The 26,339-nt window shown below is 43.9% G+C and carries 20 protein-coding genes; 4 read left to right on the top strand and 16 right to left on the bottom strand.

Going from position 1 to position 26,339, the window contains the following annotated elements; translation table 11 throughout:
* Nucleotides 1–51: 51 nt before the first annotated feature.
* The 12 genes from MKZ05_RS03890 to MKZ05_RS03835 all read right to left on the bottom strand — a co-directional run bounded on the left by MKZ05_RS03890 (nucleotide 52) and on the right by MKZ05_RS03835 (nucleotide 16,607).
* Complete coding sequence (locus MKZ05_RS03890; protein WP_339161479.1) at nucleotides 52–1,683, bottom strand: M14 family metallocarboxypeptidase; 1,632 nt, start codon at nucleotides 1,681–1,683, stop codon at nucleotides 52–54.
* Between the two features lie 179 nt (nucleotides 1,684–1,862).
* On the bottom strand, nucleotides 1,863–3,161 hold the full coding sequence (locus MKZ05_RS03885) for a citrate:proton symporter (protein ID WP_050944809.1): 1,299 nt from the start codon (nucleotides 3,159–3,161) through the stop codon (nucleotides 1,863–1,865).
* 191 nt (nucleotides 3,162–3,352) lie between these two features.
* Complete coding sequence (locus MKZ05_RS03880) at nucleotides 3,353–4,333, bottom strand: tripartite tricarboxylate transporter substrate-binding protein (protein WP_003213926.1); 981 nt, start codon at nucleotides 4,331–4,333, stop codon at nucleotides 3,353–3,355.
* A 3-nt stretch (nucleotides 4,334–4,336) separates the two neighbouring features.
* Nucleotides 4,337–5,035 carry a response regulator gene (locus MKZ05_RS03875; protein WP_170966035.1) on the bottom strand — a complete coding sequence of 233 codons (699 nt, stop codon included), beginning with the start codon at nucleotides 5,033–5,035 and terminating at the stop codon, nucleotides 4,337–4,339.
* A gap of 3 nt (nucleotides 5,036–5,038) precedes the next feature.
* The gene (locus MKZ05_RS03870) at nucleotides 5,039–6,634 is read right to left on the bottom strand and encodes a sensor histidine kinase (RefSeq protein ID WP_212046551.1); all 1,596 of its coding nucleotides are present in this window, start codon (nucleotides 6,632–6,634) and stop codon (nucleotides 5,039–5,041) included.
* Between the two features lie 139 nt (nucleotides 6,635–6,773).
* Nucleotides 6,774–9,575 (bottom strand): exosporium glycoprotein BclB-related protein, encoded by a 2,802-nt coding sequence (locus MKZ05_RS03865; protein ID WP_339161477.1) that lies wholly within the window; start codon nucleotides 9,573–9,575, stop codon nucleotides 6,774–6,776.
* Between the two features lie 112 nt (nucleotides 9,576–9,687).
* Nucleotides 9,688–10,773: a bifunctional diaminohydroxyphosphoribosylaminopyrimidine deaminase/5-amino-6-(5-phosphoribosylamino)uracil reductase RibD gene (ribD, locus tag MKZ05_RS03860; protein ID WP_212046297.1), complete on the bottom strand. Its 1,086-nt coding sequence runs from the start codon at nucleotides 10,771–10,773 to the stop codon at nucleotides 9,688–9,690.
* A 276-nt stretch (nucleotides 10,774–11,049) separates the two neighbouring features.
* Nucleotides 11,050–12,807: a WD40 repeat domain-containing protein gene (locus tag MKZ05_RS03855; protein WP_339161475.1), complete on the bottom strand. Its 1,758-nt coding sequence runs from the start codon at nucleotides 12,805–12,807 to the stop codon at nucleotides 11,050–11,052.
* A 4-nt stretch (nucleotides 12,808–12,811) separates the two neighbouring features.
* The gene (locus MKZ05_RS03850) at nucleotides 12,812–13,615 is read right to left on the bottom strand and encodes an SUMF1/EgtB/PvdO family nonheme iron enzyme (protein ID WP_309217370.1); all 804 of its coding nucleotides are present in this window, start codon (nucleotides 13,613–13,615) and stop codon (nucleotides 12,812–12,814) included.
* Nucleotides 13,616–13,648: 33 nt separating this feature from the next.
* Nucleotides 13,649–14,374: a GTP cyclohydrolase II gene (locus MKZ05_RS03845; protein ID WP_106036030.1), complete on the bottom strand. Its 726-nt coding sequence runs from the start codon at nucleotides 14,372–14,374 to the stop codon at nucleotides 13,649–13,651.
* A 278-nt stretch (nucleotides 14,375–14,652) separates the two neighbouring features.
* On the bottom strand, nucleotides 14,653–15,309 hold the full coding sequence (locus tag MKZ05_RS03840; RefSeq protein ID WP_339161471.1) for a methyltransferase domain-containing protein: 657 nt from the start codon (nucleotides 15,307–15,309) through the stop codon (nucleotides 14,653–14,655).
* Nucleotides 15,310–16,259: 950 nt separating this feature from the next.
* Nucleotides 16,260–16,607, bottom strand: a complete 348-nt coding sequence (locus tag MKZ05_RS03835) for a general stress protein (RefSeq protein ID WP_003214326.1) — start codon at nucleotides 16,605–16,607, stop codon at nucleotides 16,260–16,262.
* A gap of 221 nt (nucleotides 16,608–16,828) precedes the next feature.
* On the opposite strand from MKZ05_RS03835, the gene MKZ05_RS03830 reads away from it, so the two are divergent.
* Entirely contained in the window at nucleotides 16,829–17,218 is a 390-nt protein-coding gene (locus tag MKZ05_RS03830) for a YfmB family protein (RefSeq protein WP_003214189.1), read from the top strand.
* Between the two features lie 108 nt (nucleotides 17,219–17,326).
* Nucleotides 17,327–18,331: an NADP-dependent oxidoreductase gene (locus tag MKZ05_RS03825; RefSeq protein WP_050945772.1), complete on the top strand. Its 1,005-nt coding sequence runs from the start codon at nucleotides 17,327–17,329 to the stop codon at nucleotides 18,329–18,331.
* A 35-nt stretch (nucleotides 18,332–18,366) separates the two neighbouring features.
* Here MKZ05_RS03825 and MKZ05_RS03820 read toward each other — a convergent pair whose 3' ends face one another.
* Nucleotides 18,367–19,509, bottom strand: a complete 1,143-nt coding sequence (locus MKZ05_RS03820; RefSeq protein WP_310026779.1) for a DEAD/DEAH box helicase — start codon at nucleotides 19,507–19,509, stop codon at nucleotides 18,367–18,369.
* Nucleotides 19,510–19,661: 152 nt separating this feature from the next.
* On the opposite strand from MKZ05_RS03820, the gene MKZ05_RS03815 reads away from it, so the two are divergent.
* A complete protein-coding gene (locus MKZ05_RS03815; protein WP_044141251.1) occupies nucleotides 19,662–21,215 on the top strand; it encodes an ABC-F family ATP-binding cassette domain-containing protein in 1,554 nt (517 codons plus the stop codon).
* Between the two features lie 216 nt (nucleotides 21,216–21,431).
* Here the strand turns inward: MKZ05_RS03815 and MKZ05_RS03810 are convergent, their stop codons facing one another.
* The 3 genes from MKZ05_RS03810 to MKZ05_RS03800 form a co-directional block, all read right to left on the bottom strand.
* Nucleotides 21,432–22,622 (bottom strand): MFS transporter, encoded by a 1,191-nt coding sequence (locus MKZ05_RS03810; RefSeq protein WP_003214465.1) that lies wholly within the window; start codon nucleotides 22,620–22,622, stop codon nucleotides 21,432–21,434.
* Nucleotides 22,623–22,678: 56 nt separating this feature from the next.
* Entirely contained in the window at nucleotides 22,679–23,104 is a 426-nt protein-coding gene (locus MKZ05_RS03805; RefSeq protein ID WP_003213966.1) for a MerR family transcriptional regulator, read from the bottom strand.
* Nucleotides 23,105–23,250: 146 nt separating this feature from the next.
* Nucleotides 23,251–25,134, bottom strand: coding sequence for an ABC-F family ATP-binding cassette domain-containing protein (locus tag MKZ05_RS03800; RefSeq protein ID WP_339161469.1), 1,884 nt, complete (start codon nucleotides 25,132–25,134; stop codon nucleotides 23,251–23,253).
* A 133-nt stretch (nucleotides 25,135–25,267) separates the two neighbouring features.
* Here MKZ05_RS03800 and MKZ05_RS03795 point away from each other — a divergent pair, with 133 nt between their 5' ends.
* Nucleotides 25,268–26,335, top strand: a complete 1,068-nt coding sequence (locus MKZ05_RS03795; protein ID WP_003214241.1) for a glycosyltransferase family 2 protein — start codon at nucleotides 25,268–25,270, stop codon at nucleotides 26,333–26,335.
* Nucleotides 26,336–26,339 lie beyond the last annotated feature (4 nt).

The raw sequence follows: 26,339 nt of genomic DNA, 5'->3' as shown, positions 1-26,339 counted from the left end.
GCTTCTAGATTGTAGACAAAGGGCTAAAATGATGTTGATTTTAGCCCTTTTTTATTTAATGCCCAACGTCCTTTTAGATAGCAAGAACCGGTACACTGGCAGTTCATCGCCTACTTTTGAAGCAATAAATCCAGATGACATGTAGCTGTCTTTTGATTCTGGCTCAAGGGCAAGTGACAACAAATTCGTTTGCGGCTGCGCCGTGAAATATACCTTTGTCCCTTTTGGCAGCTGACGTTTCTTTTGGGTGAGTTCTGTTTCAAGCTGAATATCTGTTTTGCTTTTTTCATCTCGTTTTGTTACTTGATAGGCATGTACCGGTACTTTTACACTGGCAGGCAATGTGACACTTTTTAACCCTAAGGTTTGAAGCTTCCGTTCTACCCCTTCATGTCCAGGTAAAACAAGATAAGCTGTCGGTCGCTCTCTCGACATGACAGGAGTAGCATCGCTCGCACTGTGAAAGCGTACAGGGACATTGATGGTCTGTCCTTTTTCAATATCTACCATTTCAAGCGAATCATCCACCGGCGCTTTGAAATCATCTTGAATGACCACTTGATCGTCATCATTCGATTGGAGACCTTTTTTCACCAGCTTCAAACGCTCCGTCACCATTTGCTGCTTCACCTGCTTTGCATGTTTCACCGTTGTTTCAATGATTTTTTCATGTGTGGTGACTTGTGCTGCGACGCGGCGGGTAAAGTCCTCTCTTCCAATGCCAATCCCTCTGCTTTCTACAAGAAAGGATAGTGCTGGGGAGAGTGCCAGAGCATTTCGACCAATTCGTGCATCCGTTCCACCTTCATAGAGATCAATCTTTCCATCCTTTCCTCTTGTGCTTGTATAATATAAATCATTTGAAAATCCTTGATTTGTCAGCGTTTCACGGACGCCGCTCACGTATAATTCATTTGACGTGAGCCGGATGCTTTCTGGAATATTCAAGTTCTTCCCTGATAAAATCAGTAAATCGTGATATTTAAGGGCTCCCGCTGATCCGATATCATCAAACTGCTTTTGTCCTACATCGTATTCATGGGCATCAATGACTACTTCTGGTGTATACCGATTAAATTCTTGATGCAGGGCTGTGAGCTCTGGAGATTCTAATGTCATATGATCACGGTTTCCATCCATTCCGTTTGCAAGCCTGCGGTCAAACGCATAAGCACCATCAGGATTGATTCTCGGGACAATGATGATATTGACATGATTGAGTATACGCTCTCCTTCTTCACCAGCTAATCGTTTTGCGATGACGAGAGCCGATTCACCGGAGGCTGGTTCATTTCCGTGTATTTGTGCTTGAAGCCAGATCGTTGGCTTTTTTGAAAGTGGAGAAATATGACGATCCTTTGTAAAGTAGAGGGCTGGAATGGACCGTCCTTCAATGGATGTTCCAATCTGCTTCTGCGTAGCGTAAGGACTTTTGCGGACAATATCACGTAAGAATTGTTGAAGCTCTTCTTGTGTGGTGAAGGCTTCTCCTTTTTTCTGAAATGCGGGGGTATCGAACGTCTCGTCAGGCTCAGGGTATAGCTTCTTCACTGAGTCTGGTTGTTTATAACTTTTTCCATAATAAGGGGTATCTGCATGAGCTGAAGCTGGGCTCACCATCGACAAACTTCCTGCTATGAGACATACAGCAGCAAAAAGAATCGTGCCTTTTCGGTTGGACATGCTATCCTCTCCCTTCGTTGATTTGCATTATAAAGAAAAAAACAGTAAAAGTGTCAGTATTTTTCAAAAATATATCTTTTGGAGGAACAAGAGTGTTTTTGTATAGGGCAAATGAATTGAGCCTGCTCGGCAATATGACCTAAAAAAAGTGCCTGCTCACGTAGCAGACACTCTTTTATTTACCAAATGGAGATGGCCCCAATGAGTACCGACATGACCGTCATGGCGACAACTGCAAGCACAGCCCATTTCATGCCAAACTTCTGATGCTGATCCAGTGATACTCCAACAAGTCCAACAAGTAAATGAGTGGATGGAACAAGTGGGCTTAACATATGAATCGGCTGGCCAATAATAGAGGCTCTCGCGATTTCAATTTTATCAACACCGTATGCTGCCGCTGTTTCTGATAGGATCGGCAGGACTCCATAAAAGTATGCATCATTCGGCATAAAGAACGTAAAGATTCCGCTCGTTAACGCCACAATGACTGGAATGAAGCCGCCAAGCTGCTCTGGAATGGCAGATACAATCGAAATCGCCATTTCATCGACCATTTTTGTGCCTGTTAAGATGCCTGTAAAAACCCCTGCCGCAAATATCATGGAAGCAATCGCTAAAACGTTGGTTGAATGAGCCGCAATCCGCTCACGCTGCTGTTCAAGGTTCGGATAGTTCACGATAATTGCCACACAGAAAGCAAGAACAAATAGAACCGTTAAGCTGACTTTTCCAGAGACAAGAAGGAGCACCAATAACAACGTAAGCGACAGGTTAAACCACCAAAGTTTCGGCCGCTTGATGTCGTCCTGTAGTGCCGCTGCCATTTCATTTGCATGAATCGGCTGTTCGAGCTCAATGACACCAAGACGCTTTCTTTCAGACTTCCCAAGAAAATATGCCACCACAATCATGCTCAAAACCCCTGCACCAATGACTGGAATCATCGGACCAAATAAAAGTGATGGATCAACGCCAAGTGCACTCGCCGCTCTAGGTGTGGCTCCTCCCCATGGAATTGTATTCATAATCCCCATGCCAACTCCGGCAATTCCCGCTAAAATAATCGGACGGATGCCAAGCAGCGTAAATAACGGAAGCATCGCTGTTGTTGTAATCATGTACGTTGTGGTTCCGTCACCATCAAGTGCAACAAGCATAGTCAGGACAGCTGTTCCGACGACAATTTTTAATGGATCGCCTTTGACGATTTTTAAAATTTTCGCCACCATCGGATCAAATAAACCCGCATCAATCATAATGCCAAAGTACAAAATCGCAAACATGATCATGACCGCCGTCGGTGCGACTTGCTGCACACCTTTGACAATCATGTCTGAAATTTCAGTAAAATGAAAACCTGCAATAAGAGCAAATGCAATTGGTGTTAACACCAATGCCGTTAAAACAGACATACGTTTCGTCATAATCAAAACCATAAATACAACCATCATAAGAAATCCTAAGATTGCTAACACTTTGTTCACCCCTTATATTGTATACGCTTTCATTAAATGTTGGTATCCCATTTCCAACCCTTTCTGTCATGATATCTGACGCCTGAATTGAAGTAAATATTATGAATTTTAATTCTTTTTCGGTCGATAAATGCTTTTTGTTCATTTTGTTCAAACCTTGGTTTTGATGGATTCCATGAAAAAAAGCGGTCTCACTCGACCGCTTGTTCTCCTTGAATAAACTGCTCATATCGCCTTAATTGCTCTTCCATAAAGATCTTTGCCTCTTTGCTGTTCATATAACGACTTGTCCAGCCCTTTTGCTTTAATTGTTTTTTCCAGGACTTAGTCTGTGTCATTTTTTGAAGAAGCTGATCCCATTCACGAATCTCGTGCTGATTCATTTGTTTGGGTCCCATGACACCACGCCAATGAGAAAAGATGAGCGGGATTCCTTGCTCTTTCCAAGTAGGCACATCTTCAAATCCCTCTAAACGCTGATTGGTTGTGGTCGCTATGAGTTTTAGCCTCTTCTTTTCATAATCATGACGAACCTCTGTAATCGTTGTTGTTGCTGCATCCACCTCATGGTCAATGAGCGCCTGAAATAAATCATCTGCACTGTCAAATTTCAAAAATTGAATGCGGTATGGATCAATTCCTGCCATTTCTGCCGCTCGTGCGAATGAGATTTGATCATCATTTCCAAAGTCTGGGGCAAATCCAATTTTTAAGGAATCCGGTTTCTTCTTTAGTGTGTTTAATAGCTCCTTCCCATTTGAAAAGGGAGAATCCACTGGGACTGCGACGACCTGCCACTCTTCTGCAAGAATCGCAAGTGGCGTGACATCGTTCATTGTCATGTTACTGCTGCCAAGCAAATTACGGCTTAACAATAAACTTGAATTCAAACTAATATAGTTGGTATCTCGCTCCAGCATATATGTCCATCCTTTATCCACCGTTCCGCCTCTTTGATAAAGGATATTCACCGGCCGCTTCACCAGCTTTTCCTTCTCGAGCACTGATTTCATCACTTGAGCTGTTTGGTCAAAGCCGCCGTCAGGGACACCAGACACCACAATATATAATGGACTGTGCTGTAGGAAAGAGTCACCTCCCTTTTTTTCATTAAAGGTGAGCGTCATACAAAGACATATTATGATCACGACAAGGCATATTGCTTTTTTCATCTTTTAAGACTCCGCTTGCTTTTTGGCAGGATAATATTTTCGCTCTGGTCTGCCAATGATTCCGTACGCAAGCTCTGCCCTGCATTCTCCTGTTGTCACGAGATACTCAACATACCGTCTCGCTGTTGTACGTGATGCCCCCATCTTTTCTCCTAGCTCTTCTGCTGTAATTCCATTATTCTCTGATGCCATCAATGTTTTCACCTTGTCCAAAGTCAGCGAATTGATGCCTGTAGGCAGGTCTCTGTCATCCTGTTCCTTTGGCTCTTCCTGCATCTGTCCAAAAAACAAATCAATCATCGTTTGATTGACTTCATCCTTGGAATTGATGATGTCTTTCTTCTCTTTATATTCAGTTAAAACTTGCGCAAACTTTTGTGCGGTCACTGGTTTGATTAAATAATGAACCACTCCGTATTGAAGGGCATCTCTTAAAAGTGTCGTTTCCGTAGCCGCTGTGATAATAATCACATCTATTTCTGGATAGCGTTCTCTTAAAAGCGGCAACAAGTTTGTGCCGAGCTCATCGGGCATATACACATCAAGCAAGATGAGGTCGACTTGTTCCTTTTGAAGCGCCTCCCACATATCCTTTGCACTCTTTGCCTTTCCGGCGACTTGAAATCCTTCTATTTGTTGTATATAAGATGCATGAATGGCTGCGATTCGAAAATCATCCTCCGCAATGAGTACCTTCATCACCATTTATTCCCCCTTTGTGCCTTTCGGTATGTATGCAGTGAAGATGGCACCGCCTTCTTTTTGGTTCGTTATTTCAATCCAGCCCCCAAGTTCGTCCAATACTTCTTTGACATTGGCGAGTCCATAGCCTCGTCCTTCTCCCTTTGATGAATGTCCTCTTGTGAAAAGTTGTGAAATGGCTCCTTCATTGACACCATCCCCTGAATCAGACACCTCTATGATAATATCAAATCCAATATCTGTGATGAACAAGCTTACTTCTCTTTTCTCCTGATTCAATACAGCCTCAAACGCATTGTCTACGAGATTGCCGATGATGGTAATAAAGTGAGATAGACTTAAATGTGCTGGGAGCGGCTCCAATGAACTATTTTCATCGATGTGGAAATGTACCTTTTTCTCAGAGGCTTTCCCTAGCTTGCCAAGTAGGATGGCTTGTATTTTAGGAGATCGTATTTGCTTCATCAGTAAATCGTGCTGACGGTTTTGCAGCGTATATTCTTCCTTTATTAAGTCAATGGCTTCATCCACTTGCTTCAGCTCAAGCAAACCTAAAATGGCGTACAGCTTATTTGAAAATTCGTGTGTTTGCGCTCTCAGGTCTTCTGAATATTGGCTGACCTCTGTTAATGTATCCAGCAGCTTCGTCAGCTCTGTTTTCTCCCTGAAGCTCACAATCCCTCCAAAGACACGGTTGTCCTGCACCACTTTTTTCACATTTAAGACATAGGTTTTATCATTGACGACGGTTTCTATGTTCGGTTCAATTGTCTCTTCCTTTAAATAGACAAGGAGATTGGCTTTTGGCAAGACTTGATCAATATGAAGCGGCAGCTCGGATGAAACGAGCAGCATGTGTTCAGCAGATGTATTCATCATCGTAATCGCGCCTTTGCGGTCAAATGCAATAATCCCTTCTTTTATCGCAAGCAGCATCGCTTCTCTTTCTCGAAATAATGAAGCAATTTCATGCGGTTCAAGACCTAATGTATCTTTACGAATACTTCTTGTTAAAAAGATCGCTCCGAATATACCAGGCAGGAGGACAAGAAGAGCAATATAGCTAAGCTTGAATAGTTGATGGGCGGTCGCTTGATCGATTTCCTTTTTTAAAAATTCGACAGTGACTGTGCCAATAATTTCTTCATGCTTGCCTGTTTCTTTCATAATCGGGGCACTGCCTCTGACAACGGTTTCACCATTAGAATCACCCGATGATATGGAGGTTCCCCCAAAAAGCAGGGTACTTCTTCCTCTAAATACACTGATGGTTTTTCCTACATTCTCATGGTTCGTATGAAAAAGGATCTTCCCTTTTTGATTGGTAATGAAGATGGCATGTGCTCTAACTTGATCCTTCATTTGCTCAAGTACTACCTGTTCTTCATTTTTCGATGCAGATGTGGCCACCGATGTTTTAATGGGCGGCATATATGAGATTGTTCTAGCGGTTTGCACCGCCAGCTGTTCTGCTTGCCGCTGCCTTTCTGAGGTCTGCAAAAAACCAAAACAAATGGTCAATAACGCAATGACAACAAGCAAAAGCCCGATTATTAATCCCAAAATTTTCGTTTGTAAAGTGACTTTCCTTTTGCCCATCCTCACCGCCACAACCCCTAATTCAAGTAGATTCATCGAATAGACTCTAAGAAAATCATATCATTTTTTCTTACGAAGTTGAGAGAAAATTCATTCAAACAAAAAGGACGACTCAAATCGAGTCATCCCTTTGTGTCTATTACGTGATGGATAAACCAGCACTCGCATAGCCTGCTACAGCGTTAACTAAGGATAATCCTGTTGCAGTCGCAGAGAAAACAACCAGTAATCTTGTTTCTGCTGTAACTGGCACATTCAGACCAGTAGCGATGCCGTTTGAAATAGCACCAATAGTGAGAATCCCAGTTAATGGTGGTGCCAACGTGACACTTGCTATTTGAGTGAAGCTGTTATCTGGTGTCGGTGAAGCAAATAAGCTAGCTGTCACTGTAATACTCGTGCCGACTAAAGCCAATGCTGCCGTGGTACTAAAGTATCCAGCAAATGAAGTAATGGTACCATCTCTTGGTACAGAGAATGCCATATTTAAAAGCGTACCTGCTGCACCTGTTAAGTCAATGACACCGCCTAAGATACTGACACCAGTTGCAGAGCTACCAAAGCCGACCAAACTAGATGTCCCGACTAGACCGCCTGCAATCGTTGTTAAAGCGACAGGTAAACCTGATGCAAACGGAATAATTGCACTCGATCCAGTAGCACCTGTGGCACCTGTGGCACCTGTGGCACCTGTGGCTCCCGTGGCTCCTGTTACTCCGGTTGCTCCGGTATCTCCTGTTACACCTGTGGCCCCGGTCAATCCTGTAGCTCCCGTTACTCCGGTCGCTCCGGTATCTCCTGTTACACCTGTGGCCCCGGTCAATCCTGTGGCTCCAGTGACACCGGTTGCACCTGTTACTCCGGTTGCTCCGGTTGCTCCGGTTGCTCCGGTATCTCCTGTTACACCTGTGGCTCCAGTGACACCTGTTGCACCTGTTGCACCTGTTGCACCTGTTGCACCTGTTACTCCGGTTGCTCCGGTATCTCCTGTTACACCTGTGGCCCCGGTCAATCCTGTGGCTCCCGTTACTCCCGTGGCTCCTGTTACTCCGGTTGCTCCGGTATCTCCTGTTACACCTGTGGCCCCGGTCAATCCTGTAGCTCCCGTTACTCCGGTCGCTCCGGTATCTCCTGTTACACCTGTGGCCCCGGTCAATCCTGTGGCTCCCGTTACTCCGGTCGCTCCGGTATCTCCTGTTACACCTGTGACCCCGGTCAATCCTGTAGCTCCCGTTACTCCGGTCGCTCCGGTATCTCCTGTTACACCTGTGGCCCCGGTCAATCCTGTGGCTCCCGTTACTCCCGTGGCTCCTGTTACTCCGGTTGCTCCGGTATCTCCTGTTACACCTGTGGCCCCGGTCAATCCTGTAGCTCCCGTTACTCCGGTCGCTCCGGTATCTCCTGTTACACCTGTGGCCCCGGTCAATCCTGTAGCTCCCGTTACTCCGGTCAATCCTGTAGCTCCCGTTACTCCGGTCGCTCCGGTATCTCCTGTTACACCTGTGGCCCCAGTCAATCCTGTAGCTCCCGTTACTCCGGTCGCTCCGGTATCTCCTGTTACACCTGTGGCCCCGGTCAATCCTGTAGCTCCCGTTACTCCGGTCGCTCCGGTATCTCCTGTTACACCTGTGGCCCCAGTCAATCCTGTAGCTCCCGTTACTCCGGTCGCTCCGGTATCTCCTGTTACACCTGTGGCCCCGGTCAATCCTGTGGCTCCAGTGACACCTGTTGCACCTGTTACTCCGGTTGCTCCCGTATCTCCTGTTACACCCGTGGCGCCGGTCAATCCTGTAGCTCCCGTTACTCCGGTCGCTCCTGTTACTCCGGTCGCTCCGGTGACGCCAGTCGCCCCAGTATCCCCTGTTGCACCTGTTACTCCGGTTCCCGTGGCTCCTGTTGCACCTGTTACTCCGGTTGCTCCCGTATCTCCTGTGGCACCGGTTGCTCCTGTTCCTGTAGCACCGGTTGCTCCGGTCGCTCCCGTGGCTCCTGTTACTCCGGTTGCTCCCGTATCTCCTGTGGCGCCGGTCACTCCTGTTCCTGTAGCACCAGTTGCTCCGGTCGCTCCCGTGGCTCCTGTTACTCCGGTTGCTCCCGTATCTCCTGTGGCGCCGGTTGCTCCTGTTCCTGTAGCACCGGTTGCTCCGGTCGCTCCCGTGGCTCCTGTTACTCCGGTTGCTCCCGTATCTCCTGTGGCGCCGGTTGCTCCTGTTCCTGTAGCACCGGTTGCTCCGGTCGCTCCCGTGGCTCCTGTTACTCCGGTTGCTCCCGTATCTCCTGTGGCGCCGGTTGCTCCTGTTCCTGTAGCACCGGTTGCTCCGGTCGCTCCCGTGGCTCCTGTTACTCCGGTTGCTCCCGTATCTCCTGTGGCGCCGGTTGCTCCTGTTCCTGTAGCACCGGTTGCTCCGGTCGCTCCCGTGGCTCCTGTTACTCCGGTCGCTCCCGTATCTCCTGTGGCGCCAGTCGCTCCTGTTCCTGTGGCTCCTGTAGCACCGGTTGCACCAGTTTCACCAGCTGCTGCTAACAAGGTATAATCTGGCGACGTACCTGGCGTACCTGTTGGTGGTGCTGTATTCACGATATACGTCCCACCTTCGAATGTCACCACTTGACCTACTGGATAGGTTGGGGCTACCGCTGGATCAAATGCCACGATGCCAGTTAAGCCTACTCCCGTTGGACCTATCGGGCCTGCTGGGCCTGCTGGGCCTGCTGGACCTGCTGAGCCCGCTGGACCTGCTGGACCTCTTCTGCCTGGCCGACCTTGAATGACACAAACACAAGGATCCTTTCCGCAGCAAGGATTTTTCCCTGTTTTTCCTTTCTTACAACTATCACATTCCCATCCATCATCCTTATACCCATCATACCAGCTCTTTTTTTGATAGTGGCCTTTCGAATGAGTTGGATAGGTTTTTCCACATTGTCTACATCTTTTCATAGAATCACCCCCCTCCATCGTATTCATCCTCACCAGGAAAGGTGTATGTACATTTTTATTTTTATTTGGAAAAGTTGAGAAGACCTTGCGCTCCATACACAAGGTCTTTGTTTCATTGAAATCTCATCGTCATTTTTAAATCTTTTCCTACCATACTATATTCAATATCCGCTGGACGGATCGCCTCTTTTAGTTTTTTCACACCCTCTCCTTCAAAGAAAGTAGGTGCGTCTTTCCCTCCGATCAATAAAGGCGCCATATAGATAACGGCTTCGTTCACAAATGATGCTTCTAAAAATGACGCACTCACACTACCTCCTGCCTCAACAAGCACTGACATCACAGAGCGCTTCTTCAACATGTGTAACACATCCTGAAGATCTGTCCGATGTTCTCCGCTTGTGACAAATACTTGATGTCCTTTTTGTATCAGCTGATGATACTTTTTTTGATCGTAGTTTTGTGATGTACAAATAATGGTTTCCGCCATGTGATCTGTTAAGCATTTGGCATGAAGCGGAATTCTTAATGTGGAATCTAAAATGACACGAATGGGCTGGGTCATGATTGAATCTTTCACAATAAGACCTGCATCATCTTGAATAATCGTTTCGACACCTGTTATCACAGCATCTGCTTCTTGGCGCAATTGCTGCACTTCTTGCCTCGCTTCTGTTCCTGTGATCCATTTGCTTTCAAGTTGAGCTGTGGCAATTTTCCCATCTAATGAAATGGCTGATTTTAAGATGACGTAGGGAAGGTCTGATTGAATGAAATGGAAAAAAGGCACATTTAAGCGATCCGCCTCCTGTTTACATATTCCTTCATCTACTTCGATCCCTGCTTGTTTCAACACGGTAATCCCTTTCCCTGCTACAAGCGGATTCGGATCTTGCGTCGCAATGACTACTCGTTTCACACCACTTTTGATAATCGCTTCTGTGCAAGGACCCGTTTTCCCATGATGCGAACAAGGTTCGAGCGTTACATACAGATGAGCTCCTTCTGCCTTTTCTCCTGCCATGTGCAGTGCATGAATTTCAGCATGAGGTTCGCCCGCCTTCATGTGAGCACCCATTCCAACAATTTCACCTTGCTGCACAATGACTGCACCGACAAGCGGGTTTGGGGAGGTTTGCCCTTTCATTGCCTTTGCGTTGGCAATCGCCAGTTTCATATAAAACACATCGTCTTTCATGTGAGTCTCCTTTCTTCTCTTTCAAGGGAAAGAACTCCTTCAGGAAATGAAGGAGTTCTATTCTCATATTTTTTCCATCCGTTTCTTTTCAGAACGATCATAGTAAGGCAAGGAATAAAAAAGTTTATATGATGCTCGTTGTTTACAAAAACAGCATTTGCGACATTCATATTTATTAATGAGGAGCACATGCGGACAATTGAGTACAGTCAGACCTTTTTTCATATGTTCCTTGCAAACACTTATCATGAGAATCCCCCGCTTACATTCTTTTTCTTAATGAGAGATTACTTCTTTTGGAAATTGTTCAAATAAGCGCAGTACTTCGGTATACGTGCCATCTTCTCGAATATGATAAATCCCACCATCATACGAGCTTGCGTATACATCATTGCCTAATTGTCTGATGGCACTAATTCCATTCTTGGCAATTCTAATTGGGCCGGTATTGACCCCGAGCTCTGGATTCCACACAACGATATAGCCCCAATAATCTCCGCTCACAATATAGCCAGAGTCTGTGACAGAGACCGATTTAATCGAATACTGGTGTTCATTATGCTGGTCTAAAATTCTTCCTGTATGCAAATCAAACAATCTCACATTCTTGTCACGGCTGACAATGGCAATACGATCTCTTTTGCTATCAATGAATACGTCATTTAATAGCTCTGTCGCCCCGATATATTTCGCTTTTAAAGACAAGCTCTTCTTATCTAAAAGACAGATGGTTCCTTCTACCGCAGCTGTGATGATATGATCTCCTTCTACTTTTAGTGCTTTCACAGCACAATCGTGTGCTTTGGAACGACCAACTTCCTTTAAATGCTCCGTCGAAATGACATGTACATAGCCGCCGTAAGTTCCAATATAAAATTGCCGATCCTCCTCGTGGAAATACACACTGTTGACCGGCCCTGTATTGAGATCAAACGAAACCATTTGCTGTAATGATTCATGAACAATATGCACCTGACTTGCATGATCTCCCCAAGCATAATAGCTTCCATCTCGTGCGACAGCCACTCCATTTGTTAAAACGCCTGTCGATTTAGCGATTTCAATCCCATTCTTTCTGAATTTTCCGTCATCTGATGCTGTGATGATATCTCCCGCATCAGTCAGTGCAATATCATTAATAGATGGTGTCGCCATTTGGATCTCATCTGATACCACTTTCCCCTTTTCAATAGACCATTCACAATACGTTTTTCCAAAGCTGGCTCCTAGGATGGATTTCTCATCCTCCGTCCAGACAAGCGAGCGCTCCCACTGATATTTATGAGGGAGAAGAGTATCAACCAAATCCCCTGTTTCGTAATTCCACAGCTTAATTAAATGGTCATAGCCTGCTGTCAGCAAGTAATTGCCGCTTGGAGAAAAGTTCACACGCTTGACGCCCTGTAAATGAGCTTTGATGATTTTTTTCTCCTGTAAAGTCACCGCATCATAAATAATAACGGTGCCATCGTCTCTGCCAAGTGCGAACACTTCTTTTTGATTGCTGCCGCTGATTGTGTCCAGCTCATAATCAAACGGACCGATCTCCCCTACAATTTCTCCTGTATCATACAGCCACACAAGAACATAGCCATCATCACCTGTTGTATAAGCTTTATCACCATGTATCCATACAGCTAATACATCCTTGCTATGTCCATGAAATTCTCTTAGGATGGCTCCTGTTTCGATATCCCAGACTAAGCATCTTCTATCTCTAGACACCGATACAAGCAACGTATCCTGCTTCGCAAAAGCAACGGCTTCTACATCATCCGCATGACCAAACAGGGTGCGAATTTGAGTATGAGTACTTGTATCAAACAATTGAATGGTATAGTCTGACGATGCACTCGCTAAATACTTTCCGTTTTCAGAAAGAGATAATGAGTTAATGATATGCTCGTGACTTCCAATAAACGTTCCTTCTCCTGTCGCCCGGTTCCACTGATAAATACAGCGGTCATAGCCGCCAGTGTAAACAATTTGGTCCTGCTGAGTTGATAAAACAGATGTAATTGGTCCTCTATGCATAGTTTTACACTCCCACCTTTATATGTTGTTTTTGACGAGTCATTACACGAAAGCCAGTAAATCGAAAAACAGGGTCTGGGTGCTTTCCATGTCTTCTGGCGACTCTGCATAAATCCCCGCCTCTTGCAAAGGAGCCGCCTTTTAAAATGTAGTAATCACTGCCAAGCGTTTCCGTTAAATCATCTACGACCTCAATGCCGCCTTCGTACACATGATATTTGGTGTTGACCCATTCCTCGACGTTGCCCCCCATATCATAAAGACCGAATAAGGATCTGCCCTTTTCGTAATGGCGGACAGGCGTCGTTTTTTCGATATTTGATTCGTACGTATTACAGGAAGAAGGGTCAAACTCATCTCCCCATGGGTATTGATTTCTCGTGTTACCCCGGGCAGCATATTCCCATTCTTCTTCAGTAGGAATCGACACGTCTATCCCGAGTTTCCCGCTCAGCCACTGACAGAATGAGAAGGCTTCCTCGATCTCCATGCCCCACGCCGGATGATCTTTCCCTCCGCCTAGTTCTTGATTCGTTAAGCTCTCCGGGTACGACTGGCCTGTTTCATCACAATAGCTTTGATACCATTCATTGGTGACGACCGTATCTGAAATGAAAAATTCATTGATATACGGCTGATAGGATGGAAATTCTTTGTACAGCCATTTTTGAAATTTTTTCTCACGTCCGTAAGTTGGATTGAGAAGCTTGTCCTTCCAGAATTCTGATGCCTTTTTCATATCTTCTTCATTACTTCCGATGGTTGCATAGCCGCTTGGGATTTGAATCCAATTGATTTCAGGTTTCACGCTTTTCTCCCGCCTTCTTTAAAGTAAACTCATCTACTGATTAATTAATTTTTTCTCATCGACCATATGCCCTGAGGCTGCTTTTGCTTTTAAATAGGCTTCATTATAGAGAGAGGCTTCGACCGTATGATCAAACCGCAAAACAGGAAGACCGTAGGCAGCAATGGAATCGACTTTATCTGGATTGTTCGTTAGGAGATGCATTGGTTTCCCTTTGTTTAAATAGTGCAGAACAGCCGCTGCCTCCTCGTAATGCCGATCATCATCGCCGCAGCCAATCAGACGGTTGGCTTCAAACGTATCCAGCTGCATTTCCTGTAATTTATACGTCAATGCTTTCGCCATCAGCCCAATTGACCGCCCTTCTTGATTGGCCATATAGACGAGCATGCCTTTTCCGTAATCAGTGATTTTTTTTAGCGATAACGCAAGCTGTGGACCGCAGTCACATTTTAGTGACCCAAACACATCCCCTGTTTGGCAGACACTATGAATTCGCACAAGCGGCGGCACCTCATTTTCAAAGTCGCCAAATAAGAGACAAGAGGAAAAGGTTTGCTGCGCGGTACTCATTTGGACAATAGATTCGATCGTTGGTTTTGTCTCCCCTTCAACAGGTGCGAAGGCATACCATTTAAATGGCACTTCTTCATGTTGAATGGAGATTGGCAGGTTCACTGGCCCCACGAGCAAATAGTTTTTTTCTTGAAAGGTAAAATGATGAATCATTGATTGCAATTCATCTACAAACTTGTTCATTTGTCTCCCCCCTATTCATCGCTGCACCCAAATCGACTCACGTAGCGCAGTGATGGTGATGAATATGTGCCTGCACTCATGGCTTAAAAGAACATGGATGTGCGTTTCCTCTTATCCTTCAGACCTTGATTCCACCTATTCTAGCGATATGTCAATCTAGGTCTTTTCCAGTACAAAGGAGCAGAATTCTTGGTTCATAACGCCTTTCCCTTACATGATGCGCACAGGCTGTTTTTTAGAATGAACACCTCTGCTACGTTTGAGTGATCACCTTTGTACTAGATTTTGACGGCAATGACATGATGCTGGCTAATGCCGGCTTTTGCTTTTAATGGTGTAATCGATACAAGCTCCAGACCTGATGAACAAATTCTTTCTCCAAGCTGAGAGTCTGAAAACGAAAAGTGGAAACGGCCATCCTCTCCGATTAATCCTGTTCTCCACTCTTCTCCCCATACAACAAGTGAGAAGACGCCGCCTTCATGAAGCAAAGAGGAAACCTGTTTTAAATAACGCTCATGATCATCAGGGTGCTGGTGATGAAAGCAGCCATGATCTAAAATTAAATCAAACTGCATCCCTCGACCCTGGCCCATCGACCAGGACATAAAATCTTGATGAACAAAATGGACAGAAACCGTTTCTCTTTTCTGTAATCCTACCCACTCCTCATGCTCATACAGGTCGATGCCGACATATGCGGAAAGCCCGCTTAAATGTTCAAGTGCCCGGCCGTTCCCGCACCCGATATCCAGCACAGAAGCAAGTGCATTCTTTTCCCTTGAACGCCATGCCTTTAGTGACACCACGGCTGCATCTGTTAAAGATGGATCAGTAGACCACATATCTGTTCTTTTCTCATAATGTTCTTGAAATGCCATTCGCATTTTTTCTAGATACAACCCACTGTCTTCATGGTATAAAGCCTTTTTCATCACAGGACCTCCTTCTATTTAAAATCGACTTTCCGGGCAAAGGTCATTTTCAAGCCAAACACCTTATGTTAAAATGAAAGATGGATTTTTTAGGAAATCTATTTTCTGAAAAAGGAGAGAAGCATCCCACATGTTCACTCTTCTTTTTCAGCATGCATCCTCATATGCAGCCATTTGACAGCTGCAGCGCCTCAGCTTGTTCTCTCTTTTTTTCATATGAGTTCACCTCCTTCACCGTTCGATCAACTCACTGCCTTTCTTGAAAACGCTTTCTCTATTGTGCAGGAATACGACGTCTTTTAATTATCTCTTGCAAAGTGATCATATTAGAAAGATCATCTACTGTTTAAATCGACTATCATTTCTTCTTCATGTAAAAAACCATTTTCTTGTGTTTTAGTAGAAATTTCCCGAGTGCTTTTACCTTGGTTTTATGCCACCACCTATCACTAGAGTGTGCCTAGAATAAACCCATCAGAAATTTAACAACTACTTCCATAACAACTGGAATAAGCCAAATATATTGTTTTTATATTATTTTGTCAACAAATTATTTCCTAAACATTAAAATGAATTTTCTAATTGAAAATACAGGTATTTTTCGTGGTTTTTTGACCTCAAAACACTTATTTCTACATAAAAACACAACATAAACCAATAGAACTAAGAAATTTATCTACTAAATTACACAAGATTCCCATTACATTTTGAAACAAAATTGAAAGATACAATAATTATTTCCCGAATAGATTTTTGTGATATTTTGACTATTCCTTTCTCATTTCCTATCATTTTCTTTGGTATATCTGCATTTTCAATTAGATGATTTACTGTTTATTCCAATCTGCTGTTTTTTCTTAATATAGTAAAAAAGATGCATCCTCTCCTTCAGAGATGAAGGCATGAAAAAAAGCCCCTTACGAAAGTAAGAGACTTTTTTCAGTTGGCGATTATGCCCAAGTTTTCACTTTTTCATGGTCTGTCACAAAGAGAAGGACTTTCCCTTCGTCTAAATGTTCTTCAAATGTTTCAGCTTCTTCTTTAGAGAAACCAATTTCATGGATTTTATTTCGGAGCTCATCGCCCTTTTTACTAAAGATGTTCCCAACAGCATGTTTCAGTCCAACTTCTCTTGGACCTATCGTATTGGCATCTGCGTTTCCAGCAATACGCTCTGTACGATCATCGTCATGGGACAGAACATAAATGTCCTCTCTTGCAACACCGAGTGATTTTAATTGCTCTACATCTCTTTGAAGTGTTTCATCATTTGAATACTCTCTTACAACAGGTTTCATTTTATATTCCTCCTTTAGCGTCTTACGAATCTTTTACCCGTCACTTTTATCATTAAACCTTCCTTGAGCACATCCATTTTACATTGTGTACTAGCCATGCCTATTGACTTATTTTTGACAAAAACCCTGTAAAAATGACTAAATTTTCAGAAATATTATGTTCATCCCTGCTATTTTGGTGTACAATTCTTGTACTGGAGGCTAGAAATGAGGTAGAGCTGATGTATTACTTTTCAGCGGAGCAGCAGTTTAATGCTTGGGTTGTCAGTGATTTGGTGAAACAGCTTTTTCAAAAGTGGAATCCTGAAGAAGCAAAAGCAAAGCCGCTTACATTGTTTGCTGAACAGCACTTTCGCATCTCCATTGATTATCTCTTTTCCATCATTATTAACATTGGAGATATCGAGTCAATTGAACAAGATCCACAAGACCTGTTGTCCTCATACTTGAATATCCTTTTTCCTTTTGTGACGCGCGATATGATGAAAGCCTCCATGCAAAATGCGAACGAATATTTATTAAAAGAACGTGATGCGGACGTGTATCAGCTGTTTGGCTGTCTGCCACCGCTCCTCTCTGTTGACTTCCAAAAAAGTAGTCCTCATCTCTGAGATGGCGGCTGCTTTTTTGTATGTGCTTGAAATAGACCGTATGTTTTGAATGAAAAGAAGCATCATGTTAATGTAAATCTAGGTTGCAAGTGAAAGGGAGGATTTGACATGAGTCAACAAAAGCAAATTCAATTAGCCAAACGTCCACAAGGATTACCTACAAAAGATGTTTTTCATTTTGAAACAGTCGATATACCTGTGCCGCAAGATGGTGAAGTCTTGATTCAAACGAAATATGTTTCTGTAGATCCTTATATGAGAGGACGAATGCAGGATACAAAATCCTATACACCTCCATTCAAGCTAAATGAAGTGATTCAGGGCGGTGTTGTCGGAGAAGTTGTCGAGTCTAAATCGTCTCAATTTGAAAAAGGTGATTTTGTTCTTGGATTCCTTGGCTGGCAAGAATATTCTACAGCCAAAGCTGAATCTCTGACTAAAATTGATCCATCCATTGCGCCATTGTCCTATTATTTAGGCATTTTAGGCATGCCAGGACAAACCGCTTATTTCGGTCTTCTTGCGATTGGTCAGCCAAAAGAAGGCGAGACCGTTGTCATTTCTGGGGCCGCAGGTGCTGTTGGTTCCGTTGTTGGGCAAATTGCTAAGATCAAAGGCGCTCACGTCGTTGGGATTGCGGGATCTGATGATAAGCTGGCTTATTTAAAAGAACTGGGTTTTGATGAAACAATTAATTATAAAACAACAAATGACTTAGATGATGCTATTGCAAAGGCATGCCCTAACGGCGTCGATGTGTATTTTGACAATGTAGGCGGCGAAATATCTGATGCTGTGATGAATTATTTGAACCGCTTCGCACGTATTCCAGTGTGCGGCGCGATTTCGTCTTATAATATTAGCGCAAGCGAGGACATCGGACCGCGTGTGCAAACAAAACTCATTAAAACAAGCGCATTGATGCAAGGCTTCATTGTTGCCAACTATTCAGATCGTTTTGAAGAAGCAGCAAGAGATCTCGCACAATGGGTAAAAGAAGACAAACTGACTTACAAAGAAACAATCATTGAAGGCTTTGACAACATTCCTGATGCATTCCTCGGACTATTCAAAGGGGAAAATGTCGGAAAACAGCTTGTCAAAATTTCATAAAAAGAAAGGACCCTCCATGTGGAAGGGTCCTTTTTCTATGCTTGCTTTGGCGCAAGATGCAGCTGGCCTTGCTTATAAACAATTTCCTGAAGCGAAAGATTCAGCTTTTTCGCCATTTTTTTCAGCATTGATTGCTCTTGAGGTGTGACTAGGCTGATGACAGCCCCTTCCTTTCCTGCGCGACCGGTTCTGCCTGAACGGTGGATATAGCCTTCTTCGTTTGGCAGGTCGGCATGGATCACATACGGCAGATCGTCAATATCGATGCCTCTTGCTGCGATATCTGTTGCAAGAAGAAGCGGGAATTCACGCTGTTCAAATTCCTTTAAGATGATAGCTCGCTCTGCTTTTTTCGCTTCACTATGAAGAACACCGAGGTCGACATGGTGATACGCTAATTTCTCTGCATAAATGCTTAGATTCGTAATATCACGCACAAAAACGAGCGCCTGCATGTCCTCAAGCCTTGATAGCTTTTGCAGAAGTTTTACTTTGTCACGCTGGTCACATAATAGATAATAGTGTCCTACTTTCTGCGCTTCTTCCTCACTTCTAGCAATTTTCAATACTTCTGGTTCAGACGTCATTTCTTTAATCAGTTGGACCGTTTCGTCTTTTAAGGTCGCAGAGAAACAAAGAATTTGTCTTTCTTTTAATGTGGATTTAATGATCGCTTGGATCGTTTTCATATGCTCTGGCACAAGAAGCTGATCTGCTTCATCTAGCACGATTGTTTTGACTTCGTGCATTTTTAGTTTCTTGATTTTGATTAATTCTTGTACACGGCCAGGTGTTGCGACAACGATGTTCGGGTGTTTCTTTAGTTTTTCCTGCTGCTTTTTAATGTTCGCTCCACCAATCAAGGAGATCGCTTTGATGTCTGATCCTTGTTTGAACTCTTGAACGACATCAAAAATTTGCATCACAAGCTCTCTTGAAGGTGCCAAGATTAAGACTTGCGGGTGCTTGATATTCACATCGATTTTATTTAAAAGCGGCAACACATACGCCAGTGTCTTCCCCGTTCCCGTAGGCGATTCTGCAATCACATCACGCTTCTCCGTAATCCATTCTGCTGTTTTTTCTTGTATAGCTGTTGGTTTTTCAAAGCCAGCCGCTTGGAAGTTCTCTTGTATAAATGGCTTTGCTTCTTTCAAAAATGCCCAATTTTCTATCATGTCGATCTCCTTTATCCTCATTCAATCTATCCTTTAGTATCTCAAAATCAGCTTTGAAACGCAATTTTTCTTTTGATGCTTTTATCGAGCCGGACAGTTCGATATAATCATGAGAGGCACTAGCCGTTTTGAATCTATTTGAGGTGTAAAAAATGATATTATCTGTTAAAGATTTAAGCCATGGCTTTGGCGACAGAGCCATTTTTCACGAAGTCTCCTTCCGTTTATTAAAAGGCGAGCATGTCGGCTTAATTGGCGCCAACGGTGAAGGAAAGTCAACGTTTATGAATATTATTACTGGCAAGCTGGAGCCAGATGCAGGAAAAGTCGAGTGGGCAAAAAATGTCCGTGTTGGCTACCTTGATCAGCACACTGTGCTAGAAAAGGGAAGAACGATCCGCGAAGTCCTTCAGGATGCATTCCACTATTTATTTTCCATGGAAGCAGCGATGAATGACATTTACGGCAAAATGGGTGAAGCCGATCCTGATGAGCTGGAAAAGCTGTTAGAGGAAGTGGGCGTTATTCAAGATGCGCTCACAAACAATGATTTCTATATCATTGATTCCAAGGTTGAAGAAATAGCCAGAGGTCTTGGGTTAACGGATCTCGGGCTAGACCGTGATGTGACGGAGCTGAGCGGCGGGCAGCGTACAAAAGTATTGCTTGCGAAATTGCTGTTAGAGAAGCCAGAAATTCTCCTCCTCGATGAGCCGACCAACTATTTAGATGAGCAGCATATTGAGTGGCTGAAGCGCTATTTACAGGAATATGAAAATGCGTTTATCCTCATTTCACATGATATTCCGTTTTTAAACAGCGTCATTAACTTGATCTATCATGTTGAAAATCAAGAGCTCACGCGCTATGTTGGTGATTATGATCAATTTAAACAAGTGTATGAAGTCAAAAAGCAGCAGCTTGAAGCAGCTTATAAAAGGCAGCAGCAGGAAGTCGCTGAATTAAAGGACTTTGTTGCAAGAAACAAAGCACGTGTCAGCACAAGAAATATGGCCATGTCCCGTCAGAAGAAGCTGGATAAAATGGATATGATTGAACTCGCAGCAGAAAAGCCAAAGCCTGAATTCCACTTTAAGACGGCACGGACTTCTGGGAAATTGATTTTTGAAACAAAAGATTTGGTCATTGGTTATGATGAACCGCTCTCTCGTCCATTAAATCTGAAAATGGAACGCGGGCAAAAAATTGCGTTATACGGCGCTAACGGGATCGGAAAAACGACATTGCTGCGAAGTCTCCTTGGAGAAATCTCGCCAATTTCGGGTGAGGTGGAACGCGGAGAATTCCTTCATATTGGCTACTTTGAGCAAGAAGTAAAAGAGCAAAACAGCAACACCTGTATTGAAGAGGTATGGGGCACCTTCCCTTCTTACACGCAATATGAAGTGAGAGCCGCTCTTGCAAAATGCGGATTAACGACAAAGCATATTGAAAGCCGCGTGTCTGTATTAAGCGGAGGAGAAAAAGCAAAAGTCCGTCTTTGCAAGCTGATCAACGAAGAAACCAACTTACTTGTTCTCGATGAGCCGACCAATCACTTGGATGTCGATGCAAAAGAAGAACTAAAACGTGCATTAAAGGAATACAAAGGGAGCGTCTTATTGATCTCTCACGAACCTGAATTTTATCAAGATGTAGCCACTGAAACTTGGAATTGCGAATCTTGGACGACCAAAGTATTATAGGCTTCAGATTGTTGACAAAGGGCTAAAATGATCTTTATTTTAGCCCTTTGTCTTCTTTTCAGCATGATAGAAAACCTTTGAAGTCTAGGAAGGACGAGTACCGGAGTGGAGCGAATTGAACATTCGTGAGCACCGGAACGCAGTCCTGACAAAGAATGCGAGGGTTTGTCTACACGCTGAGCCATATATGTGATGCAGATATATGGCTTTTTCTATTTAATGACCTGCTTGAATATTGATGAGATGCTTACGACCAATCAGCAGGATGATCATACCTAACAGAACGACAGCCGCCCCCACATAGTAAGGGGTGCTTGCTGTATAAGATTCAGCAAGTACGCCGGCAATCCAAGGAGCAATCGCGCCCCCAATAAACCGTACAGCACTGTAAGAGGATGAAGCAATGGAACGCTCAACCGGTGCTGATCCCATCACAGCGGTCGTGAGCACAGTATTGATCATGCCAAGAATACCCCCAGCAATGACAATTCCGCAGATGACGACGACTACATGTGAAGTCCAGATCCCAATACCGAATAAAATCACAGCAAACGAAGCAAACAGAACCACAAGAGAAGTCAATGTCCCAAGCTTGCGATGAATGACCGGCGCTGAGAAGACGGATGTCACAGCTAAAAATAGTCCCCATCCAAAAAAGACATAACCAAGACCATGCTCATCCAGATGAAGCACAAATGGCGAATATGCTAAAAGCACAAAGAAACCAAAATTGTATAAGAAAGCGGCAGATGCCATCGTTAAAAGCCCTTTATATTTTAACGCCCCGACAGCCTCGAATAATTTCACCTTTTTCTGAGGTTTTTGCATCGGTGGAAGCATAAACGTAATGGCTAAAAGAGCAACAAGCATTAATACCGCAACGCCAAAGAATGGTCCGCGCCAAGAGATCGTCCCAAGCTCTCCCCCAAGCAGTGGTCCAACCGAAATCCCAAGACCTAGTGCAGCCTCGTATAAAATAATGGCCTTCGCACTTCCTCCAACAGACACGCCAACAATGACAGAGAGAGCCGTTGAAATGAATAAGGCATTCCCGATGCCCCATCCACCTCTAAAGCCGATTAATTCGTTAATCGTTGAAGAGGTACCGCCTAAAGCAGAAAAGACAATAATAAAAATAAGTCCGATTAATAACGTCCATTTCGCACCAATCCGGCTAGAGAGAAAGCCGGTAAAAAACATCACAAAGCCGGTCACAAGTAAGTAGCTCGTAAATAAAAGAGAGACCTGACTTGGAGATGCATCTAATTGTGATGCAATGGCCGGCAAAATCGGGTCCACAAGTCCTATCCCCATAAATGAAATCACACATGCAAAGGCAACAGCCCAGACGGCCTTCGGCTGTCTAAGCAGACTTGTACGCTGTTTTAACACTTCTTCTTCCTTCATTCCATCAGAACCTTTCCTTCAAATGTTGACAAAATAAAATAAACACACAGAGGTGTTTATTTTTGTAATTGCTCAATTGCATGAGCCGCTTTATCTTTCATCGTTTCAAGATCCTTTTTAAAGGATTGAATCGTTTCAAGCTTTTTTGTAATCAATTGATGCTGCACAGTCAGCTGCGCATCCATATCTAACAGCTTCTCTAATCGTTCCTTCGGATCAAGCGACAGCAAATAGCCTTCTTTATTTAGCTCTAGCTGTTTTCCTATTTCCATAAACGATTGAAGCTCTTGTAAAGAAAAGCCGAGTACCTCTTTTGCCTGCATTACTTTCTCTAGTTCTTCCATGTCGTCCTCTGAGTACAGTCTGACACCGCCCTCTGTCCGCTTTGGTGCTGATAATAAACCAATCTCTTCATAGAAACGAATCGTCCGTTTCGTCAGCCCGCTTCTTTTCGCCACTTGATCAATTTTCATCCATTCCATTGCCAGTGCCTCCTGCTCATCAATTCATGATTTATTATACACCTTTATAACCTTAACGTAAACGTAAATGTTTGAGTTCTTGATTCTCTCGTGTTTTGATGTAAAGCAAAAAACCTGTAGAATGTTCTACAGGTTTCATATTAGGATTAACCCTCTAATTCCTCAATCATGATCGACAGTTCTGTCCAGCGGTCCATTGCTTGTTCTAGTTCTTCAGCAACGGCTTTTTGTTCGTCCATCAGCTCTTGAATTTTCCCAAAATCACTGCCTGCTTCTGCAATGCTGGCTTCAAGCTGCTGATGTTTTTCCTCTAATGCCTGAATCCGGTCTTCAATTCCGTCCCATTCAAGCTGATCTTTATAAGAAAGTTTTTTTCTCTTTTTAGGCGCCGCTTCTACTTGTTTCTCAACGGGCTTTGTCTCTGTCCGCTTCGCCTCTTTTTCTTGCTCCATGTAATCGCTGTAAGCACCTTGGTAGTGTGAAATGCGGCCATTTCCTTCAAAGACAAGCAGACGGTGAACCACTCGGTCTAAGAAATAACGATCATGCGATACGGTCATGACAACGCCAGGGAACTGTTCTAAATAATCCTCTAAAATGCTAAGTGTCTCCGTATCAAGATCGTTCGTCGGCTCATCTAGAAAGAGAACATTCGGTTCTTCCATTAAGACTTTCAGTAAATACAATCTGCGGCGTTCTCCCCCTGACAGCTTGCGAATAAACGTCCGTTGCATGGATCTTGGGAATAGGAACCGCTCTAGCATTTGCTCTGCTGTCACTATGGCGCCATCAGATGTCTTAACGATTTCAGCTGTTTCCTTGATGTATTCAATGATCGTCAGCTCTTCATCCATTTCCTTGTGATCCTGCGTGTAATAGCCAATACGAACGGTTTGTCCAATCGTCAATTGTCCTGAAGTCGGTTCAATTTTACCCGCTAGACAGTTGAGTAGCGTCGTTTTTCCGACTCCATTCGGTCCGATAAACCCAATCCGGTCGCCCGGCACGACTAAGTCTGTAAACCGCTCCACAAGGTTCTGGCCAGCAAAGGAAATCGACAAGTCTTCTGCCTCTATGACTTGTTTTCCTAGGCGATGGGAACCGATGGCGAAATCCAGCTCTCCCTTCGCATCAGGCCCTTTTTGATCCATCAGCTCTTCGGCTCTGCCGATGCGTGCTTTCTGCTTCGTCGTTCTTGCTTTTGCCCCTCTTCTCAGCCATGCAAGCTCGCGTCTGAGTAAGTTTTGACGCTTCGTTTCTTTTACCTGAGCTTCGGCTTCTCGTTCCGCTCTTTTTTCTAAAAAGACTTCATAATTTCCTTTATACGTATAGAGCTGTCCTTGATTCAATTCATAAATTCGATTGGCCACACGGTTGAGGAAATAACGATCATGCGTCACCAGAATGACAGCACCGCTGTATTGACTCAAATATCCCTCGAGCCATTCAATCGTTGCATTATCGAGATGGTTGGTTGGCTCATCTAAAATCAGCAATCCCGCAGGCTGAATTAAATTTTTAGCAATCGCGACACGCTTTTTCTGTCCGCCTGATAAGGCATGAACAGAACGGCTCACATCTTTGACGCCAAGCTTTGTCAAAATCGTTTTGGCTGACAGGTTCGCATCCCATGCGTCTTCCTGATCCATTCGATTTTGCATGCGCATGAGCGCCTCTTGTTTTGCTTCATTTTGCGGATCATGCTCTAAATCAGCGAGTGCCTGTTCATATGCCTTCATCGTTTGAATCATGGGTGCTGTTCCAGAAAAAATGTAATCGAGAATCGTTTCATCCCCGTTCATTTCAGGGTCCTGCTCAAGAAATTCGATATCAAGTGTCCCTGCCTTCGTGATGTCACCCTCCTCAAACGATTCAAGTCCTGCAATGACCTTTAGGAGCGTTGACTTTCCTGTTCCGTTTGGTCCAATCAATCCGATGCGTTCCTTTGGTTCTATATGAAAAGAAATATGATCAAACAGCGTTTTCTCGCCATAGGTTTTATATAATCCTTCAACATTCAATAAACTCATTTTTATCAGCCCTTACATAGATTCTTCCTTTATTCTAAATCAGCCAGTAGCAGAAAACTAGTTTTAAAAAACCTGCTGCTGAAAAGAATGTTTCCTTTTGCTGCTCGATACACTATGAAGAGGTGATCTAAAGATGGTAACCATTAGCTTATGTATGATCGTGAAAAATGAAGAGGAGGTGTTAGCGGACTGCCTCTCCTCTGTTCAAGACATTGTCGATGAGATGATCATCGTTGATACAGGTTCAACAGATCGTACGAAGGAGATTGCTCACTCCTTTTCAGCACAGGTACTTGATTTCGAATGGGTTCAGCATTTTGCCAAAGCCCGCAATTTCGCTTTCTCACGTGCAACGAAAGAGTATATTTTATGGCTTGATGCAGACGATGTTCTGCTAGAAGAAGACCGTCAAAAATTTCTTCAGCTCAAAGAGACACTCGATCCTTCGGTAGATGCCGTCTCGATGTTTTATCATGTGGGATTTGATGAAGACGGTCGGGTGAATTTTAAATATAGAAGAAATCGCCTAGTGAAGCGTGCCTTAAACTTTCAATGGTACGGAGCCGTTCATGAGTATCTTCAAGTGTATGGCAACATCTTTCCAGCCGATATCGCCGTCACACACCAAAAGCGTAAGAAAACAACCGCTGGTGAGCCTGGGCGCAACTTGCGAATTTATGAAGATATGCTGGCAAAGGGAGAGAACATGACACCCCGTGATCTCTTTTACTTTGCCAATGAATTAAGAGATAACAAGCAGCATGTCAGAGCGATTCGTTTTTATCATGAATTTTTAGCGACAAAACAGTGCTGGATTGAGGATGAAATTCGCGCATGCCAATATTTAGCCGACTGCTATTATGCGGTAGGTTTCGAGGAAGCGGCTTTATCCTCATTATTACGTTCTTTCTTATATGATCAGCCTCGGCCAGAATTTTGCTGCCGGATCGGGGATCATCTAAAAATTCAAAATAAACATCAGGCAGCGATCTTTTGGTATGAGCAGGCGCTGAAGGCTCCTGAAAACGAAGCAGCCTTCACACTCACACAGTATAAAACGTGGTATCCTCACCTTCAGCTTTGCTATTGTTATTATCAGCTCGGCAATTTGGAGAAAGCCAAAACACATCACCTTGCCTCCGCCGCCCATAACCCCACTCATCCAAGTGTGCTGTATAATGAAAAAATATTTACTAAATAGACAT

Source organism: Bacillus sp. FSL M8-0277 (genome assembly GCF_037975305.1).
Classification (GTDB): Bacteria; Bacillota; Bacilli; order Bacillales; family Bacillaceae; genus Bacillus; species Bacillus pumilus.
Note: the sequence above shows the minus strand (reverse complement) of the source record. Positions and strands in the feature narration are given on the sequence as shown.